Genomic DNA, 17,785 nt, shown 5'->3' with positions numbered 1-17,785 from the left:
AAGCCCTGCCGATTCGGCAGGGCTTTTTCTTATTCAACAGTGAAAGGTTCTTCGGTCAAAACCTGGCTTGACTTGCCTTTGTTCGCGGCATATGCGAGCAAGTAATACTCTCCGGCCGGAAGTTTGGTTCCGCCATTAATCGTGCCGTCCCAGTCAAAGTACTGGTAACCTTTATCTTGGTTTTTATAAATGCCGGCTTGGCCTGCGAAATCAAGGTTGCTGTCATAGACGAGGAACGCCAGCTCTTCCGCTCCCGCAGGAAGGTAGGTTTCAATTTGATAGGTGCCTTGTACAGACCCTTCGCTGACAGAGACAGATGTGACTCTCGGATAATCGGGCTCTTTCACAATCAGCAATGTAGGTACCTTAGCGACCGTTTTTCCGCCTTCTCTGACGATAACCGTTCCTTCATAGGTGCCAGCTTTTGTTTTCTTCGTATTGACCTTTACTTTTGCAGTGGCTTTCCCGGTTTGATGTGCCGGAATCACAACACGGCTTGTGCCGGATGTGGAGATGCCGCTGCCATTAAATGAGTATTCCAGTGTGTATGATTTTCTAATGGAAGATTGATTTTCAATCGTAAACGTTTCTTTTTTCGTTTCGTTTCCGTTTTCCTTCAAGAACGTGCCGTATGAATAGCTTCCAGGTGAGACGAGCGAATCTGCTTTGATTGCGTTCATGATTCTTGCGCTGCCTGCGCCTTGAGCGTTATGCGGATATACTTCCCCATCGCTATCCTTTAAAGTGACAGCGGTATTCATGATGGCGGCTTTAATCTGTTCAACGCTCCACTTTGGCTTGGCTTGTTTAATAACGGCAACCGCTCCGGCAATATGAGGCGATGCCATGCTTGTTCCTTGTTTTGATCCGTAGCCGTATGGATGGTCAGGATCGTGTGTTGGGATCGTGCTCACGATATTGACCCCTGGCGCCGAAATATCAGGCTTAATCATCCACGTATCCATAACAGGGCCGCGTGATGAGAAATCAGCCACTTGTTCACCGAGCGCTTTTGAGACCGTCAACTTGAATGTTGTTTTTGTCTCACCAGCTTTCAGGGCGCTGACGAGTTTTTCGCCGTCTTCTAATGAAAGCTTAATCGTTGGGACAGACATGCCTGGGACATTGGCTTCAATTTCTCCAGAGAGGTTGTTATACACAACCATGCCAATGGCACCGGCTTTTTTAGCGTTATCCGCTTTATCCACAAATGCAATGCTGCCTCGTTTGACAACGGCGACTTTGCCTGTCAGGTCTTTCCCTTCAAAATCCTTTTCTTCGCCGATTCCTGCTTCGACAAGCTCAATTTCTTTGTTATTGAGCGCTTTGACGTCGTCCTCTTTGTTATAGCCCATCACTTTTGCTGAAGAATAGGAGCCGAAAGTGACGGCGTATTCATTGAGCGGCAGCTGAGTCGCACCGACAGAAATCGCTTCTCTTGATGTGCCCGGCGATCCGACTGTCCAGCCGTTCGGTCCGCTGTTGCCGTTTGAGGTAACAGCGACAACGCCTTCTGACATGGCCCAGTCAAGCGCTGTGCTTGTCGCCCAGTCCGGGTTGTTTAAAGAGTTTCCGAGAGACAGGTTCATCACATCTGCTCCGTCCTGCACTGCACGTTCCACACCGGCGATGACGTTTTCCGTTGTGCCGCTTCCGCCAGGTCCTAACACACGATAAGCAAGAAGTGTGGCATCAGGCGCTACGCCTTTAATTGTTCCGTTTGCAGCCACAGTTCCGGCTACGTGTGTGCCGTGGTCAGTCGCTCCGCCCCTCGGATCGCCTGTTGGTGTTTCTTTTGGATCGTAATCATTGTCCACAAAATCGTATCCTTTATATTGTCCAAAGTTTTTCTTCAGATCTGGGTGATTGTATTCAACCCCAGTGTCAATAATCGCCACCTTGATGCCTTTTCCTGTGTAGCCTAAATCCCATGCATCGTTTGCTCCGATATAAGGCGCACTGTCATCCATTTGCGGAGATACGGCGTCTTCGGAGATTGTGACGTCTTTATCCTTCATATTGTCTGTTTTATATGTGACGTTCGGGTACACTGCCTTAACGTCTTTTACCGCGAGAAGTTTTGGAATCTCATTAGCTGGAAGCTTCATAGAGAAGCCTGAGAATACCTGCTCATATTCCCGGTTTACTTTTCCGTTTTTCACCGCTTTGATTGCTTTGTTTTTTGCTTTTGTGCGAGCGGTTTTCAGCTTGCTTTTCGATTGGCTTTCTCCCGCTTCCTTCGCTTCTGCCAAGGATTTTTCTTTTAATTCCACTATAACGGTTGTTTTTTTGCTTGTCGTCATATCGATATCACCGAATACCTCGGCTTTTTCCAGATCAGCCGACGTTTTTGAAGAAGCCGGAGCTGCCTGGACGCCCGTAATACCTGTGGATAACGCAAAAAATAAGACAAAACTTACAAGCAGAAAGCGAATGATCCCCTTTTTCAATGTGTTTCCCCCTTTGTATTTAGAAAAAATGTGAAAGATCTAGTATATATTTCTTGAAAATTCAAAAAAATCCTTGTGTCATTTGGACCATTTATTGGATTTTGTTTGTGTATAACGAAGGAGTTATACACAGAACCCTGTGTATAAGTGAATAAACCTGTGTATATATATAGTTAGGAATATACGTTCGTATACAAAATATAGATAGAGTTTGTGGACATGTGGATATCTCTTGTGATTAAGTTGTTCTTATCTTTGGGATAACTTGTGTATAAAGTTTTCAAAGCGGTTCTCCAATTTTCATTTCAATTCTTTCAGCTTTCAACAAAACTTCTAAAAACTAGTTGGTTTTTTCACTCATATTGTGACAAAGAATTCTCTTTCCACGGTCTATCATAGAGTCATGAGTTTTGCTAGAGCCGCTAGTTTGCGAGAAAAGAAATCGGCCGTCTTTTCTTGCGGGCTGCGGCTGAGAAAACGGGCTGCTAAAAAGGCTGCCTGCCAAAAAGAAGCGGAGGGATGTTTTTCTATGAAACGTTTGCTTGTATCTTTACGGGTGTGGATGGTCTTTTTGATGAACTGGGTGACGCCGGACAGAAAAACTGCGGCTGCTGCGGTCTATTCGGCTCAGCGTACATACCAAAGAAAGGCGGCGGTGCAGGCCGCAGGACTCGTTTCGTTTTATGAATGGCGGATGGCTGTGAATGAGGAAGAAAAGCAGAAAGCGAAAGCCGCCGCGCTTTATAAAAGAAGATGTTTGCAAGCTTTCAAGGAATCGCCAAAGCAGGAGAGAGCGGGCCCGCATCTTTACATGGCGGTCAAAAGGAGGTAAAATCCCAGTCAAAAGCAAATTGGCGGGAGAGATAACCTCTTGAAAATCTATAAAGTATTAAACAACAATGCGGCTTTAATAAAAGAGGATGATCAGGAAAAAATCGTGATGGGACCGGGAATCGCTTTTCAAAAAAAGAAAAATGATCTCATCCCTATGAATAAAGTGGAAAAAATCTTTGTCGTGCGCGACGAGAATGAAAAGTTCAAACAAATCCTTCAAACACTGCCGGAGGAGCATATAGAAATAGCTGAGGATATCATCAGCTATGCGGAAGGAGAGCTCGCGGCGCCGCTGAGCGATCACATTCATATCGCGCTTTCCGACCATTTGTCCTTTGCGATCGAAAGGATTCAAAATGGGCTGCTTGTGCAGAATAAATTGCTGCATGAGATAAAGGCGCTCTATAAAAAAGAATACGAGATCGGCCTGTGGGCGATCGGACATGTAAAAGAGACATTGGGCGTGTCTCTGCCTGAAGATGAAGCGGGTTATATTGCCCTTCACATCCATACGGCGAAGATGGATGCGGAGAGCATGTATTCGGCGCTGAAGCATACGACCATGATCAAAGAAATGATAGAGAAAATAGAACAATACTTTAATCGAAAGGTGGATGAAAACAGCATTTCCTATCAACGCCTTGTCACGCATTTGCGATACGCGGTCAGCCGGTTGGAATCAAATGAAGCGCTCCATCGTATGGACGAGGAGATGCTTTATTTCATCCAAAAAAAGTATTCATTCGCCTATCAATGTGCGCTGGAGCTGGCGGAGTTTTTGAAAAATGAATATCAATTACATTTGCCGGAATCCGAGGCCGGCTATATCACGCTGCATGTCCAGCGTCTTCAAGATCTCTCGGAATAACCGCTTTGACTTGCAGGGAGTGATCTCTGGAAGTTTTTTTATTGATCAGGATTCAGTGTGTAGTACATCCAGCCCATCATAACTATTCCCGCGGTCAGATTGCCGAGCGTAACGGGAATTAAGTTTCTGACTGCTCCCATCAGTGTCACTGTATCAGGGTGCTCGATCAAAAGCGAGATGGCGAATGTGCACATATTGGCAATGCTGTGTTCAAAGCCGGAAATAAAGAAGCAGAAAACGAATAGCATCATGGTAAAAAGCTTTGCTCCTTCCCCTTTGAGAGACATTGGAATGAAAAAGGCGAGGCACACAAGCCAATTGCACAGCATTCCTCTGAAAAACAATTCGGAAGCCGGGGGTTCCATTTTGTGCTCTGCCAAATGAATCAAAAAGGAATGAACAGAAGGCTCCTCAAAAAGTCCCGTCGCGCTGATCAGGATGGCAAACAGAATGGCGCCGATTAAATTGCCGGCATAGCTTGACATCCACAAGTACAGGGTGTCGCGCCAGCTGAGTTTTTTCCGGAGCGCGGTATAGGTGAAATAAAAGGTGTTGCCGGTAAATAAATCTCCGCCTCCGTAAGCAATCAGCAGAATAGCGGCCCCGAAAGTGACAGCGGCTGCCGGAAAGGCAAATGGAGAATCAGCCATAAAGAAATAGCTGCCTGTTTTGCTTGCGGCTGTAATACCAAAACCAATAAACATACTGGCCAAAATGGACCGAAGCACATAACGGATTTTGCTTGAAGCGAATATGTTTTGTTTTTTCAAAGCATACTGTTCAACCTTTTGCAATGCTTGAGTTTCCATTGTCTTTTCCTGCTTTCTTTCATGATTGAGCATAGTATAGCACGATATTGTGAAGTATTTCACAATTAATTTTTACGAATTTTTGTCTACATGTTTTATCAAACTATTTAACTAAAAAAATAGTTGACGAAAACGCTGTCATGATTTATGATGAAAGCGTATTCTTAATCTGAATAAGCGGGATTGTGACTGGTAAAGCAGGCAAGACCTAAAATTTGCGTAAATGAAAAAGGATCGCTGTATCCTTTATTCGTTGGCGAATTTTAGGTCTTTTTTGTTTAAATAAAAGGGGGAGAAATAGATGGATTACAAAGAGACTGCCAAACGCCTCATTGAGCTTCTCGGAGGGAAAGAAAATATTATCAGCGCGGCTCATTGTGCAACAAGACTGCGTTTAGTGATGAAAGATGAATCAAAGATAGATCAAGCACAAGTAGAAGAGCTTGATGGCGTCAAAGGGGCTTTCAGCAGCTCTGGCCAGTACCAGATCATTTTCGGAACAGGCCTTGTGAATAAAGTATTCGATGCCTTTTCTAAAGAAGCAGATATCGAGCGTGAAGAACACGTAAATCATCAGGATGCGGCAAAAGAAAAGCTGAATCCCGCTGCGAGATTTGCGAAAACGCTTTCTAATATTTTTGTTCCAATCATCCCGGCTATTGTAGCCAGCGGCCTATTAATGGGATTGCTGGGTATGATCAATGCGTTTCATTGGATGAGCAAGGATTCTGCAGTTTTTCAGCTGCTTGATATGTTTTCAAGTGCAGCATTCATTTTCTTGCCGATTCTAATCGGAGTAAGCGCTTCAAAAGAATTTGGCAGCAACCCGTACTTGGGAGCGGTCATTGGGGGAATCATGATTCATCCAAACCTTTTGAATCCATGGGGATTGGCGGAAGCGACACCTGATTATATGCATCTTTTCGGATTTGATATCGCGCTTCTCGGCTACCAGGGAACTGTCATACCTGTCCTGCTTGCGGTGTATGTGATGAGCAAGGTAGAGAAATGGACGAGAAAAGTGGTTCCGCATGCGGTAGATTTGCTTGTTACACCTTTTGTTACTGTAATTGTCACCGGGTTTGTTGCTTTTATCGCGATTGGCCCTCTGGGAAGAGCGCTTGGCTCCGGGATTACGGTTGCTTTAACTTATGTGTATGACCATGCCGGTTTTGTCGCAGGTTTGATTTTCGGGGGCACGTATTCACTCATCGTGCTGACAGGTGTTCATCACAGCTTCCATGCGATTGAGGCGGGGCTAATTGCAGATATAGGCAAAAACTACTTGCTGCCGATCTGGTCAATGGCGAATGTCGCACAGGGCGGGGCAGGTCTTGCCGTCTTCTTTATGGCGAAAAAGGCAAAGACAAAAGAAATCGCGCTTCCGGCAGCATTTTCCGCTTTTCTCGGCATTACTGAGCCCGTCATATTCGGAGTCAATCTTCGCTACCGAAAACCGTTTATCGCCGCGATGATCGGAGGCGCATTGGGTGGGGCATATGTCGTCTTTACACATGTAGCTGCAAACGCTTACGGGTTAACGGGAATTCCGATGATCGCCATTGCGGCTCCGTTTGGCGTCAGCAACTTGATTCACTATCTGATTGGCATGGCGATTGCGGCAGTGTCAGCGTTCATTGCAGCATTTGTCATGAAGATTAATGAGGATGAGGAGAGGAAAAAATGACAGCACATGACCAGGAGCTTCGTCGCCGGGCTTATGAAGAAGTGGAGAAAAAAGAGCCCATCGCTAACAGCGATCCGCACCGCCAGCATTTTCACATCATGCCGCCGGTTGGGCTGCTGAATGACCCGAATGGCGTGATTTATTGGAAGGGCAGCTATCATGTATTCTTTCAGTGGCAGCCGTTTCAGACGGGGCACGGCGCAAAATTTTGGGGGCATTATACGACACAGGATGTTGTGAATTGGAAGCGGGAAGAGATTGCGCTGGCTCCGAGTGATTGGTTTGATAAAAACGGCTGCTACTCGGGCAGCGCTGTCACGAAAGACGATCGGCTCTATCTGTTTTACACAGGAAATGTCAGGGATCAGAATGGAAACCGGGAAACGTATCAATGCCTTGCTGTATCTGACGACGGACTGTCCTTTGAGAAAACGGGTGTCGTCGCCCGCCTTCCGGAAGGATATACGGCGCATTTTCGCGATCCGAAGGTATGGGAGCATGAAGGCACATGGTATATGGTGATTGGTGCGCAAACAGAGAATTTGAAAGGGCAGGCTGTATTGTTTGCTTCTGATAACCTGACAGAGTGGAGATTTCTTGGCCCGATAACCGGCGCGGGCTTCAACGGGCTGGACGATTTTGGATACATGTGGGAATGTCCGGATTTGTTTTCCCTTCAAGGATCGGACGTGCTGATTGTTTCGCCTCAAGGGCTTGAGGCTGACGGTTTCCGTTATCAGAACGTATATCAATCAGGTTATTTTGTCGGCCGTCTCGATTATAACAAGCCTGAACTGAAGCATGGTGAATTTACGGAGCTTGATCAAGGTTTTGATTTTTACGCGCCGCAAACACTTGAAGACGATCAGGGAAGGCGGATTTTGTTTGCATGGATGGCGGTGCCTGATCAGGATGAAGGGTCCCATCCGACGATTGACTGCCACTGGATTCACTGCATGACGCTGCCGAGACAGCTGACGCTTTCAGGCCAGAAGCTGATTCAGCAGCCGCTGCCTGAGCTAAAAGCCATGCGCAGAAATGAGAAAAAAATACACATCAATATGCATGGATCATCTGGTACGCTTCCAGTGGAAAAACCTGAAAGAGCTGAGATTCTGCTGGAAGACATTCATACGGAGTCTGGCTTTTCAATCAGTATCCGCGGAACGGCTACGTTTTCCTTCCAAAAAGACGAGGGGATTGTTACGCTGGAACGAAAGAGCTTTGACGGAAAAAGAACAGAAGCGAGACATTGCCACATCAAGGATTTGCATACCGTACACATGTTTCTCGACGCGTCATCTGTGGAAATCTTTATCAATAACGGAGAAGAGGTCTTTAGTGCGAGATATTTTCCTTTCCCGGGAAATCATGAAGTAACAGCCAGTTCGACCGGGAAATCTGAAATGAATGTCGGAATTTGGACACTTATGTAGAAAATCCTTCTATTTTCTTATGTGAAATCTGAGTCATCTGTGCTATTCTTCAACGATAACCTACTATTTTTTTCTGTAAAAGGAGTTGTTTTCTTGAATATACATGAACAGAAGATAACACCGGAATGTTTGGAAAAGGCTGCTAACCAAGTTGAAGATAAGCGGGAAGAATATAAGGATGTGCTGCTTCAGCTGAAAAAAATGCTTGGCGGAACAACGCCGCACAGTGAAACGGCGGAAATTCTCACGCGGGCATATGAACAAATGAAGGAATATGCACTTTTTGTTCAGTCGATAGAAACATTTTTGAGGAAATCTGCAAACAATTTAAAAATCAAATAAACAGGCTGCCGATGGGATCGGCAGTTTTTTCTGTGTAAAGTCTTCGGTGATTTAAAAAGGGCTGCCTCTCTGTAAGGCAGCCCCTTTTGTTTATGATTGTTGATTCAGGCGCAGTGCAGAATGCTTCGTAGGACCAACATACTGGTTTAGCGGGAAAGATTCTTTAATGGCCGCTGTGATGAATTCTTTCGCTGCGTAAATGGCTTCTTTGACTTCCGCACCTTTGGCAAGCTCCGCTGTCACGGCTGCTGAGAATGTACAGCCTGCGCCATGTGTATAAGGCGTATCGATCATTTCGTTTTCAAGGACTTCCGCTGTTTCTCCGTCATAGAGAACATCAACGGCTTTCTCATGTTTGAGTTTGCCTCCGCCTGTAATGACGACATATTGAGCGCCGAGTGCGTGAATTTTTTTCGCGGCTTCGATCATATCGTCAACTGTTTTTAGTTCATCCATGCCGCTGAGCTGGCTGGCTTCAAACAAGTTTGGCGTAATGACAGTGGCTAGCGGAGCCAATTGCTCACGCAGGGCTTGGGCGTGCTCCGGATAAAGGACTTCATTAGCACCTTTGCAAACCATAACCGGGTCAATTACCACATTTTTTAATTGTTTTTCTTTGATCGTTTTTGCCGCAAGCTCGATAATATCAACGGTTGGCAGCATTCCTGTTTTCATGGCGTCCACACCGATGCCGTCCGTAATTGTTGCAAGCTGGGCACGGATTGTATCAGTATCGATCGGGAATACCTGATGGTCCCAGCTGTTGTTTGGGTCCATCGCAACGATCACCGTTAAGGCGGTCATCCCGTATACGTTTTTTTCTTGAAATGTTTTTAAATCAGCTTGAATCCCAGCACCGCCGCTGGAATCTGAGCCGGCAATGGTGAGTGCTTTATGCATAGACATGTCTTGAACCTCCATCGTGTTTTGTCTTTCATTATAGTTAGATTTTCTCTGTATCACAATATAGAAGGCTTAGCAATTCATCTAGTATTTTCATTATCACCTTATCCGGTTCAGTAGGATATTCCCACTGATCTCCCGTCCAATATATGTTTTAATAGTACATGACTATGAAAATGAGAAGGAGAGCATCATGAAGATTTCTATCGTAATTGTGACCTATAATCGGATTCCGGCTTTGTGTGAGCTTCTGGAGTCGATTTCCCGCCAGACCTTGAAGCCGTATGAAATTATTATTGTGAATGATGCCGGGGAATCGGTCGTGCCGGTCAAAGCACTGTATCCGGAGCTGCCGATTGCTGTCATCAATTTAGAAAAGAACTCGGGGCATGTGGCTGCGAGAAATGCCGGTGTAAAAGAGGCGTCTGGCGATTGCATTATGCTGTGTGATGACGATGATTTCTTTACGCCAGGGCATGTCGAGAAAATGGCAAAGGAAATAGAAACGGCAGACTTCGTTCATTCTGATGCGGAAATAGTTTCGTTTGAAGAGAAAAACGGAACAAGATATCCAGTGTCACGGAAATTGTTTGCTTATACCGCTGACTATGAGGATATGAGAGTGTTTTCTACATACGTGCCGTCGGGCAGCATGTACAGACGTTTTCTGCATGATGAAATCGGGTATTTCGATGCTGATGTGCACAATTACTGGGATTGGGATTTTTATTTGCGCGTGGCCAAGGATTACCGGGTGAAGCGTGTCCCTTGCGCCAGCGTGATTTATGCCTTCAGTGACGCGGGAGACAATCAGTCTGCGGACCTTGGCGCCAAGCGGAAGCAATATTTGGATCGTTTAAGTGAAAAGCACGGACTCGGGGAGCTGCCGACGAAAAACTTTGCCGTCCTGCTTGAAGAGCCTGAGATGAAGAGGCGGGAAGCAAAAAGTGAAATGGTTTGGGATGGCGAGCCTGTCTATTCCAGACTTCATTGTTCGTAAGGGGGCCTGAATCTTGAAACAGCTTTTACAAGACAGCTGGTGGAATCAGCTAAAGGAAGAGTTTGAGAAACCGTATTATCAAGAGCTCAGAGAAATGCTGAAGCGGGAATACGCGGAGCAAACGATTTATCCGGACAGCCGGGATATTTTCAATGCGCTGCATTATACCTCATACGATGATGTCAAGGTCGTCATTCTCGGCCAAGATCCGTATCACGGGCCGGGACAGGCTCAAGGTTTAAGCTTCTCTGTCAAGCCCGGTGTAAAGCAGCCGCCTTCGTTAAAAAATATTTTTCTTGAGCTGCAGCAGGACATCGGGTGCAGCATCCCGAATCACGGGTCGCTTGTGAGCTGGGCAAAGCAAGGCGTTCTTTTGCTGAATACTGTGCTGACAGTAAGGCGCGGACAGGCGAATTCCCATAAGGGAAAAGGCTGGGAGCGACTGACGGACCGAATTATTGACGTGCTGAGTGAAAGGGAGCGGCCGGTTATCTTTATTTTGTGGGGACGGCATGCTCAAATGAAAAAAGAACGGATCGACACGTCCAAGCATTTTATCATTGAATCGACGCATCCCAGCCCGTTTTCGGCGAGAAACGGATTTTTCGGGAGCAGACCGTTTTCCCGGGCGAATGCCTATTTGGAGAAAATGGGAGAGGCGCCGATTGATTGGTGTATTAAGGATTTGTAAAAAGCGCAGGTTATCTGCGCTTTTTTATTTGAGTATTTTTCGAATCATTCGCAGCCCGTTTTTGGAGGAAGGATAACGAAATGCGAAGTCGAAGCGGTTCGTTTGTTTGACGACGCTTTTTTTGTGCGTGAATGTGTTAAAACTGTCAAACCCGTGATAGCTGCCGATGCCGCTTTCCCCGACGCCGCCGAATGGCAAATACGGCGTCGCCACATGCATTAACGTATCATTGACACAGCCCCCGCCAAACGACAGGTTTCCTAAAACAGCGCGCTCAATTTCTTTGTTTGTGGTGAAGAGGTACAGGGCGAGCGGCTTAGGGCGCGATTGGACTTTTTCAATGACTTCCCCGATATCGCGGTATGTAAAGAGCGGAAGAATCGGCCCGAAAATCTCCTCCTGCATCACTTGAGAGTCATCCCTCACTTGGTCGAGAATGGTCGGCGCAATTTTGTGATGATTGGGATCAGAGTGTCCGCCTGTGAGTGGGATGCCGTCATTCAGAAAGCTGAGCAGCCGCTGATAGTGCCGTTCACTGACGATTTTGCCGTACTGCGGATTCCGTTCCGGCTGAGGGCCGTAAAATTCTCTGATCGCACGCTTCATTTCTTCTGTGAGCTTCGTTTTGATGTCCTCGTGTACAAATAAATAATCCGGTGCGATGCAGGTTTGTCCCGCATTTGTAAATTTCCCGAAGACGATGCGTTTGGCGGCAAGCTGAATGTCAGCATCTTTATGGACGATGCAGGGGCTTTTGCCGCCGAGCTCCAAGGTTACGGGAATTAATTGTTTGGCGGCGGCCTCCATGACGACTTTTCCCACGGATACGCTGCCGGTAAAGAAAATGTAGTCAAAGGGCTGCTGTAATAATGCTGTGCTGACGTCGGGCCCGCCTTCTGCCATAGCGACATAATCGGTTGGAAAAACGCTGCTGATGAGTTTGGAAAGAAAAGCAGAAACAGCCGGCGTATATTCTGATGGCTTGAGAACGACCGTGTTCCCCGCCGCAATGGCGCCAATCAACGGAGAAAGCGCCAGCTGCAAGGGATAGTTCCAAGGTGCAATCACCAAAACGGTTCCATACGGCTCAGGGATGATGATGCTTTTGGAGCCTAGATGAGTCAACGGCGTTTTGACTCGTTTCGGCTTGGACCATTTTCTCAGCCGTTTCATGACAAAGCTGATTTCCTCCAAGACGATTCCGATTTCTGTTGAGTATGCTTCTTGCTCGGATTTATGGAGATCCTGGTAGAGAGCGGCTATGAGATCGGCTTCATGAGTTCTGACGGCTTGTTTCAGCTTTCGCAAAATGTTCAGTCTCGATTCAAGCGGTCTCGTATGTCCCGCCGCAAAATAGGCTTTATGCTTGCTGATGATAGAGGGGATGCTGTTCATTCCGTTTCTCCTTTTTGTAAGGTATGGTGATTTATTATGTGAAAAATCTCTTCTGCTTGTCAATCGCGCAAGGTTTGTCAGAAAAAATAACAAACTCATATCTGCGTTTTCAGCAGGAATTTGATAAAATGCAGGAAGACAACATTTATTTTTTTGGAGGGTGCTTCATGAACATTCATATATCTGCATTAATTCAAAAGATGGAAGAGGAGCTGAAAAAAGCAAAAACAGCTGAACGGGATGAGGAGCTGAAGCGTTATGTAGCGGTTGTCCGTTCTCTGTGTGATGTCGTGCTTGATCAGCCGGAGAACGTGAGCGCGCCCCGCATACAGCCGAGCGTTACGCCAAGTCCTGCCGCGCCGCCATCGACAGACCAGCTGATGATGGAAAAAATGATGGGGAGCGCGGGATTAAACAAATATCGAAAGCAAGAAAAAGAGAAGCAGGAAGAGGATGGAAACGGAGAGTCTTTATTTGATTTTTAAAGAGAGAGGTTGAGCTTACGTGAAATTGGTTCTTGGCGCGCTGCAATGGACAGCGTTTATTATTGCTGCGGCGATAGTTGTTCCGGTGGCGGTTGCCCAGTCGTTCCATCTGAATCACTCAGATTCTGCGAGATTGATTCAAAGCACTTTTTTTGTACTGGGGATTGCCGCCGTCATTCAGTGTTTGAAAGGCCACAGACTGCCGATCAATGAAAGCCCAGCCGGCTTGTGGTGGGGAGTGTATACGATCTACGCAGGGCTGACGGGAACTGTGTTTGCGACATATGGAGACACACTGCGGGGTTTGCAGGGAGCTCTTCTTGTAAGCGCTGTATGTTTCTTTTTGTTAAGTGTTTTCAAGGTCATTGACAGACTTGCAAAATTGTTTACTCCGGTTGTAACGGGCGTCTATTTATTGCTTCTTGTCATGCAGCTGAGTCAGCCCATTATAAAAGGAATTCTCGGAATCGGTTATCGACAGGACGGGGTGGACGGTCTTGTATTTGGTCTGGCGCTTTTTGTGATCGCTGCCGCCTTTATAATGACAAATTCGAACATCATGTTTTTTAAGCAATATTCTATTTTATTAGCTTTGTTCGGCGGATGGGTGCTGTTTGCGGCTGCCGGAGCGGCAAAGCCGATTGAAATGCCGGACCGGCTGTTTCAGCTGCCTTCCCTGTTTCCTTTTGGGACCCCGTTATTTAACAGCGGCCTGATCATCACTTCTATTTTTATTACCATCTTGCTGATCGTGAATATGCTGGCGAGCATGAAGGTCGTGGACATCGCCGTGAAAAAATTCAGCAAACAGCCTGATGGAAAGCATCATGAACGCCATGCCGGTTTTGCCGCTTCATTCAGCCATCTGCTTAGCGGTTTGACGGGAGCCATTGCGCCTGTTCCGATTTCGGGAGCCGCAGGTTTTATTGAAACGACCAAAATGCCTTCTAAAAAACCGTTTATGCTCGGCAGTATTCTGGTTATCGTGATCAGCGTGATCCCGTTTTTTATGAATACGTTTGCGAGCCTGCCGTCACCCGTTGGATTTGCGGTGAATTTTGTTGTGTTCTCCGCAATGGGCGGTCTGGCCTTTGCCGAATTTGATTCATATGAGAAAGAAGAATCAAAAAGGGTGAGGTCTATCATCGGCATCTCGCTGCTGACAGGGGTCGGTATCATGTTTGTTCCTGAAACTGCGTTAAAGGGATTGCATCCGGTATTTATTTCTCTATTAAGCAACGGGCTCGTATTAGGGACGCTTGCTGCAATAGCAGCTGACCAGGTCCAGCTTTGGCGCAGGAGAAAATCCGACAATCTCGTGTCAACGGAGAACAAACATTGAATTTTGGAGCAGGTGCGATAAGATAAATGATATGAGTTTAACGAAAAGGCGGGAGAGATAGATGAAAGTTTTTATCATATTAGGGGCCATTAACGCCCTGCTTGCCGTGGGACTCGGAGCATTCGGCGCTCACGGATTAGAAGGGAAAATACCTGATAAGTATCTTCAGGTTTGGCACACAGGCGTGCAGTATCATATGTATCACGCCCTTGGGTTATTCGTTGTCGCGTTTCTGGCTGATAAATTATCCGGCATAGGCAGTGTCACGACAGCCGGCTGGCTGATGTTTGCGGGAATTGTGCTGTTTTCCGGAAGCTTATATATTCTAAGTGTGACGCAAATCTCTATTCTTGGAGCGATCACCCCGCTCGGCGGTGTGGCGTTTATTATTTCTTGGATTATGATCGTTGTCGCAGCCGTCAAATATCTATAAACAAAAAAGCCAATCCTCATCATATGAGTGATTGGCTTTTTTCTTATCTTGGCGAATAGGACGCCATGGAATATGGATACGTATAAGCAATTTCTTCATCAAATGTAATGTAATCGAGGTAGATTGTCAGGAGCAGGTAGCGTGTTCCTGATTTCGGGTCGCTGATAATAATGTGATCCCGGCCCGCAGCTTCGATGACGCCGCGAAAAATCTTCGAGCCCCATTCCTTGCTGTTTTCAAATGTCATATAAATGGTGGCCGTTTTTCCTCGATTCAGGCGCAAAATATTCTCGATGTAAGATTCCTCAACAGGCAGCATGCCGGGAACGCTTTGGCCCGGTCCTGACGGTGTAGGCCCCGATGGAATTTGAAAACCGCCGCCCTGCTGCTGGCCCGGGAATCCAAATCCCTGCTGTCCTTGTTGTCCTTGCTGTCCCTGCTGCATTGGCATCATTGGCTGCATCCCCATTGTCTGCATTTGTGAGCCTTGGCCTTGCTGCGGGTACGGGTTGGCGCCAAACTGAGGCTGATACCCCTGCATATTATCAAATGCCTGCATTTGCTGATATTGATTTTTTTTCGGTTTCATATCGTTCCTCCTTTTTATGAAAACCATTCAAAACATGTTCTGGATGTATAGGTGAACGCTCCGCGATGACTCACCTCCGATGGAAAACGATCTTAGTCGCTGGTGCGATTTTTATCTCTTTCACCTTATGAGGCTGATGCTTGGATTATGCTGAAAAAGAACAGCGGACCGATCAGATTTCGCTCTGGGCAGCCGCTGTTTTTCAGAGACATACACAAACTTTTCGCATATTGGTTTGTATCCCTAGCGCAACTTGAGCATAAGCAACATAAGATAACGATAGTTTCAGGTGTGAAGTTCCAAGAAGGAGGTGTAGGATTTGCCTAAAGTATCAGTCATTATGACGAGCTATAACAAAAGCGATTATGTGGCAAAGTCCATTTCTAGCATACTCTCACAAGCGTTTTCAGATTTTGAATTGTTTATTATGGATGACAACTCCAATGAAGAGACGCTGAATGTAATCCGTCCTTTTTTGAATGATAACCGAGTGCGTTTTTATCAAAGCGATGTATCTGGAGTGAAGGAAAGAACAGAAAAAACGAGATACGCGGCACTGATCAATCAGGCGATTGAGATGGCGGAGGGTGAATATATCACCTATGCGACGGATGACAACATCTATATGCCGGACCGCCTCCTGAAAATGGTGCGGGAGCTCGATACCCATCCTGAAAAGGCTGTGATTTACTCAGCCTCCAAAACCTATCATTTAAACGAGAATCGCGACATTGTAAAAGAAACTGTCAGGCCTGCCGCTCAAGTGACATGGAACGCGCCGTGCGCAATTGATCATTGCTCGGTGATGCACAGGTATTCGGTGCTTGAGAAGGTAAAGGGGAAGTTTGGCTCCTATTGGGATGAAAGCCCGGCGTTTTACCGTATAGGAGATGCCCGGTTCTTTTGGAGAGTCAATCATTTTTATCCGTTTTACCCACTGGATGAGGAGCTGGACCTGAATTATATTACCGACCAATCGATTCACTTTCAGCTGTTTGAATCAGAAAAAAATGAATTTGTCAGGAACCTTCCTCCGCAGCGAAATTGCCGAGAGCTGCGTGAATCATTAAAAAAGCTTGGAATGGGGTGAGAGCTTGTCGGCCTATTTAAGCAATTATTGGGTGCTGTACCGGAAGTACGTGGAGCTTTTTGACAAACTTCGCTACAAAGGGATTCCGCTTGGGCTTATCAGTAATTTTTATCAATACATCAGCCCTGAACTGAGGGTGATGATGGAAGAAGAACCGGAATTATTCGGATCGGTGGATCAGCATATCGATGAGGGACAGATTCAGCCGTTTTTTGAAGAAAGAATCCAAAACATCGTTAAAACAAATGATGAACCTGTTAAAGGGAAAGTCATTTTGCACTTTGATTACCTGCGTTTTTCAAACGAAAATTACTATCAATTTGATCCTGAAAAAACGGCTGTTTTGGCCAGATGGAGTTTGCCGCATTATTGTGATCTGCCTGTAATTAGCAAGCGGGAGATTGCGGATTCATGCCAAAAAGGCGATTCGAAGCAGTATCTCGAAACAGCCTGTTCGCTTCTCGCCCCTTATGATGATCACCCGGCATTTGGTGATCAAGCGTTTCGCGACCGGCTTTTCAAAGATATTCCTTTATTTATAGAGGCCATTGATACAGTTGATGCGCTGTTTGAGCAGGAAAAGATTTCAGCTGTTATTGTCGGAACGGCAGAAGACATTTACAGCAGGGTGCTCGCTCTCATGTGTCAAAGAAAAGGGGCCGTCAGCATTTGTCTTCAGCATGGCGCATTGATGGGAGATGAAGCCTTCATTCCTGTTTTTACAAGCTATCAAGCTGTTTTTGGTGCGTATGAAGCAGAGTGGTTCATACGAAAAGGCTGTAAACCCGAGCAGATTCTCGTAACGGGACATCCCCGCTTCGATCAGATTTTTAACAGAACGCCTATGGATATGTCCATATTCTATCGAAAACTTGCTTTTCAGCCGACTAAAAAAATTGTGCTCATTGCCACTCAGCCCTTTTCAGAAGACTTTTATTCCGGTGTGCTGCAGGGGCTTTCTGATCAGAAGCAGCTGCAAATCATTATCAAACCCCACCCGTGGGAAATCGGAAAAAACAAGCTTGATCTGTATCACGAGGCGGCGAAAAAACATCAAGCATGCAGAGTCATCAAAAAGGAGCTGGAGCTTTATGATTTGCTGCCGTATGTTGATGCCGCAGTGACGCAAACCTCGACAGTCGGTCTTGAAGCCATGCTGTTTCAAAAGCCTGTGCTGATCGGAAAATCGTCCGGAAATCGCTCGTATCCGTATTATGAGTCTCTTGGCGATTTTATGTTTGACCAGCCGGATGAACTGGCGCACACCTTGGTTGAGGTTCTTCGAAGTCCCGACGTGCATCAAAAAGCAGAAGAGGCGCGCCTGGCATTCATAGCGGCTAATTATCCGGTGGCAGAATCAACAAATGCTTTATTTGCGGAACTGAAAGCCAAAACAGGGGTTGATTACAGGCGGGAAGATACTGAATAAAA

Annotated in this window: 17 protein-coding genes; 12 read left to right on the top strand and 5 right to left on the bottom strand. The window is 46.2% G+C overall.

Annotation, left to right across the window (positions count from 1 at the left end):
• Window positions 1-29 precede the first annotated feature (29 nt).
• Complete coding sequence (vpr, locus tag ACZ07B_RS16040; RefSeq protein WP_134982250.1) at window positions 30-2,450, bottom strand: serine protease Vpr; 2,421 nt, start codon at window positions 2,448-2,450, stop codon at window positions 30-32.
• A 529-nt stretch (window positions 2,451-2,979) separates the two neighbouring features.
• On the opposite strand from vpr, the gene ACZ07B_RS16035 reads away from it, so the two are divergent.
• Window positions 2,980-3,282, top strand: a complete 303-nt coding sequence (locus tag ACZ07B_RS16035; protein ID WP_003222155.1) for a hypothetical protein — start codon at window positions 2,980-2,982, stop codon at window positions 3,280-3,282.
• Between the two features lie 39 nt (window positions 3,283-3,321).
• Window positions 3,322-4,152, top strand: coding sequence for a sac operon transcriptional antiterminator SacT (sacT, locus tag ACZ07B_RS16030; protein ID WP_003227423.1), 831 nt, complete (start codon window positions 3,322-3,324; stop codon window positions 4,150-4,152).
• Window positions 4,153-4,190: 38 nt separating this feature from the next.
• Here sacT and ACZ07B_RS16025 read toward each other — a convergent pair whose 3' ends face one another.
• Window positions 4,191-4,961, bottom strand: a complete 771-nt coding sequence (locus tag ACZ07B_RS16025; protein ID WP_069964380.1) for a formate/nitrite transporter family protein — start codon at window positions 4,959-4,961, stop codon at window positions 4,191-4,193.
• 301 nt (window positions 4,962-5,262) lie between these two features.
• Between ACZ07B_RS16025 and scrA the strand changes: the two genes are divergently transcribed.
• The 3 genes from scrA to ACZ07B_RS16010 all read left to right on the top strand — a co-directional run bounded on the left by scrA (window position 5,263) and on the right by ACZ07B_RS16010 (window position 8,426).
• On the top strand, window positions 5,263-6,648 hold the full coding sequence (gene scrA / locus ACZ07B_RS16020; protein WP_029318665.1) for a PTS system sucrose transporter subunit IIBC: 1,386 nt from the start codon (window positions 5,263-5,265) through the stop codon (window positions 6,646-6,648).
• The gene (gene sacA / locus ACZ07B_RS16015) at window positions 6,645-8,084 is read left to right on the top strand and encodes a sucrose-6-phosphate hydrolase (RefSeq protein WP_464877422.1); all 1,440 of its coding nucleotides are present in this window, start codon (window positions 6,645-6,647) and stop codon (window positions 8,082-8,084) included. The genes scrA and sacA overlap by 4 nt, the downstream gene beginning before the upstream one ends.
• Before the next feature lie 93 nt (window positions 8,085-8,177).
• On the top strand, window positions 8,178-8,426 hold the full coding sequence (locus ACZ07B_RS16010) for a hypothetical protein (RefSeq protein ID WP_003243437.1): 249 nt from the start codon (window positions 8,178-8,180) through the stop codon (window positions 8,424-8,426).
• A 90-nt stretch (window positions 8,427-8,516) separates the two neighbouring features.
• Here ACZ07B_RS16010 and ACZ07B_RS16005 read toward each other — a convergent pair whose 3' ends face one another.
• Window positions 8,517-9,332: a bifunctional hydroxymethylpyrimidine kinase/phosphomethylpyrimidine kinase gene (locus ACZ07B_RS16005; protein WP_464877421.1), complete on the bottom strand. Its 816-nt coding sequence runs from the start codon at window positions 9,330-9,332 to the stop codon at window positions 8,517-8,519.
• A gap of 190 nt (window positions 9,333-9,522) precedes the next feature.
• Here ACZ07B_RS16005 and ACZ07B_RS16000 point away from each other — a divergent pair, with 190 nt between their 5' ends.
• Both ACZ07B_RS16000 and ACZ07B_RS15995 read left to right on the top strand, forming a co-directional pair.
• Window positions 9,523-10,329, top strand: a complete 807-nt coding sequence (locus ACZ07B_RS16000; RefSeq protein WP_464877420.1) for a glycosyltransferase family 2 protein — start codon at window positions 9,523-9,525, stop codon at window positions 10,327-10,329.
• A gap of 13 nt (window positions 10,330-10,342) precedes the next feature.
• Window positions 10,343-11,020: a uracil-DNA glycosylase gene (locus ACZ07B_RS15995; protein ID WP_003242965.1), complete on the top strand. Its 678-nt coding sequence runs from the start codon at window positions 10,343-10,345 to the stop codon at window positions 11,018-11,020.
• Between the two features lie 24 nt (window positions 11,021-11,044).
• Here ACZ07B_RS15995 and ACZ07B_RS15990 read toward each other — a convergent pair whose 3' ends face one another.
• Complete coding sequence (locus ACZ07B_RS15990; protein WP_464877419.1) at window positions 11,045-12,415, bottom strand: aldehyde dehydrogenase; 1,371 nt, start codon at window positions 12,413-12,415, stop codon at window positions 11,045-11,047.
• Window positions 12,416-12,582: 167 nt separating this feature from the next.
• Here ACZ07B_RS15990 and ACZ07B_RS15985 point away from each other — a divergent pair, with 167 nt between their 5' ends.
• The 3 genes from ACZ07B_RS15985 (at window position 12,583) to ACZ07B_RS15975 (ending at window position 14,675) form a co-directional block, all read left to right on the top strand.
• Window positions 12,583-12,900, top strand: a complete 318-nt coding sequence (locus tag ACZ07B_RS15985; RefSeq protein ID WP_041351304.1) for a YwdI family protein — start codon at window positions 12,583-12,585, stop codon at window positions 12,898-12,900.
• A gap of 19 nt (window positions 12,901-12,919) precedes the next feature.
• A complete protein-coding gene (locus tag ACZ07B_RS15980) occupies window positions 12,920-14,242 on the top strand; it encodes a purine/pyrimidine permease (protein ID WP_464877418.1) in 1,323 nt (440 codons plus the stop codon).
• Window positions 14,243-14,303: 61 nt separating this feature from the next.
• Window positions 14,304-14,675: a DUF423 domain-containing protein gene (locus tag ACZ07B_RS15975; protein ID WP_003227446.1), complete on the top strand. Its 372-nt coding sequence runs from the start codon at window positions 14,304-14,306 to the stop codon at window positions 14,673-14,675.
• 43 nt (window positions 14,676-14,718) lie between these two features.
• Here the strand turns inward: ACZ07B_RS15975 and gerQ are convergent, their stop codons facing one another.
• Window positions 14,719-15,264: a spore coat protein GerQ gene (gene gerQ, locus ACZ07B_RS15970; RefSeq protein WP_003227448.1), complete on the bottom strand. Its 546-nt coding sequence runs from the start codon at window positions 15,262-15,264 to the stop codon at window positions 14,719-14,721.
• 319 nt (window positions 15,265-15,583) lie between these two features.
• On the opposite strand from gerQ, the gene spsA reads away from it, so the two are divergent.
• Both spsA and ACZ07B_RS15960 read left to right on the top strand, forming a co-directional pair.
• Window positions 15,584-16,354, top strand: coding sequence for a spore coat dTDP-glycosyltransferase SpsA (gene spsA / locus ACZ07B_RS15965; RefSeq protein WP_464877417.1), 771 nt, complete (start codon window positions 15,584-15,586; stop codon window positions 16,352-16,354).
• Window positions 16,355-16,358: 4 nt separating this feature from the next.
• A complete protein-coding gene (locus ACZ07B_RS15960; protein WP_024572039.1) occupies window positions 16,359-17,783 on the top strand; it encodes a CDP-glycerol glycerophosphotransferase family protein in 1,425 nt (474 codons plus the stop codon).
• Window positions 17,784-17,785: the final 2 nt, after the last annotated feature.

This window comes from Bacillus sp. 9.4 (assembly GCF_055486415.1).
The sequence above is the reverse complement of the archived record's forward strand: the minus strand, read 5'-3'. Positions and strand labels throughout refer to the sequence as shown.

Excerpts from the sequence above, each read along its gene's own strand:
- ACZ07B_RS16035 (WP_003222155.1), top strand. The coding sequence starts at position 2,980 with ATGAAACGTTTGCTTGTATCTTTACGGGTGTGGATGGTCTTTTTGATG.
- ACZ07B_RS16025 (WP_069964380.1), bottom strand. The coding sequence starts at position 4,961 with ATGGAAACTCAAGCATTGCAAAAGGTTGAACAGTATGCTTTGAAAAAA.
- scrA (WP_029318665.1), top strand. The coding sequence starts at position 5,263 with ATGGATTACAAAGAGACTGCCAAACGCCTCATTGAGCTTCTCGGAGGG.
- sacA (WP_464877422.1), top strand. The coding sequence starts at position 6,645 with ATGACAGCACATGACCAGGAGCTTCGTCGCCGGGCTTATGAAGAAGTG.
- ACZ07B_RS16005 (WP_464877421.1), bottom strand. The coding sequence starts at position 9,332 with ATGTCTATGCATAAAGCACTCACCATTGCCGGCTCAGATTCCAGCGGC.
- ACZ07B_RS16000 (WP_464877420.1), top strand. The coding sequence starts at position 9,523 with ATGAAGATTTCTATCGTAATTGTGACCTATAATCGGATTCCGGCTTTG.
- ACZ07B_RS15990 (WP_464877419.1), bottom strand. The coding sequence starts at position 12,415 with ATGAACAGCATCCCCTCTATCATCAGCAAGCATAAAGCCTATTTTGCG.
- ACZ07B_RS15985 (WP_041351304.1), top strand. The coding sequence starts at position 12,583 with ATGAACATTCATATATCTGCATTAATTCAAAAGATGGAAGAGGAGCTG.
- ACZ07B_RS15975 (WP_003227446.1), top strand. The coding sequence starts at position 14,304 with ATGAAAGTTTTTATCATATTAGGGGCCATTAACGCCCTGCTTGCCGTG.
- gerQ (WP_003227448.1), bottom strand. The coding sequence starts at position 15,264 with ATGAAACCGAAAAAAAATCAATATCAGCAAATGCAGGCATTTGATAAT.